This window comes from Lysinibacillus antri, assembly GCF_003977595.1.
Lineage (GTDB): Bacteria > Bacillota > Bacilli > Bacillales_A > Planococcaceae > Ureibacillus > Ureibacillus antri.
Genome location: NZ_RYYR01000088.1, coordinates 1 through 526, shown reverse-complemented (window position 1 = coordinate 526; position 526 = coordinate 1). Strand labels below are relative to the sequence as shown.

General features: G+C 39.0%; 1 protein-coding gene and 1 pseudogene. Both read left to right on the top strand.

Annotated features, from left to right (window positions below; all coding sequences use genetic code 11):
- Nucleotides 1-238: 30S ribosomal protein S12 (rpsL, locus tag EK386_RS20790; RefSeq protein WP_126660872.1), on the top strand; the 238-nt coding region annotated here is incomplete at its 5' end.
- A 136-nt stretch (nucleotides 239-374) separates the two neighbouring features.
- Nucleotides 375-526: pseudogene (locus EK386_RS20785) on the top strand (30S ribosomal protein S7); the annotation flags it as partial.

Below are 526 nucleotides of genomic sequence, written 5' to 3'. Positions count from 1 at the left end.
CTCAGCATTACGTAAAGTGTGCCGTATTCGTTTAACAAATGGCTTTGAAGTAACTTCATACATCGGTGGTGAAGGTCATAACTTACAAGAACACAGTGTTGTATTAATCCGTGGCGGTCGTGTTAAAGACTTACCGGGTGTGCGTTATCACACTGTACGTGGTGCACTTGACTGTGCAGGCGTTAAAGACCGTAAACAAGGTCGTTCTAAATACGGCGTTAAACGTCCTAAAGCTTAATGGATCTCCGTTAAGTAAGGCCAAACGTCTAAATTAATCAAAAATTTAAACCATAAACTCCAGTCAATCGTGATGTGCAGTCACACACAATAGATGAGTTTTGGATTATCCTGAATATATAAACGGAGTATTTGCAATGCCACGTCGTCGTAGTGTTGAACCTCGCAAAATCCTTCCAGATCCGAAATTCGGTTCAGAATTACTTGCGAAATTTATTAATGTTTTAATGGTAGATGGTAAAAAATCTACAGCAGAATCAATTATTTACGGTGCTTTAGAAACTTTAGC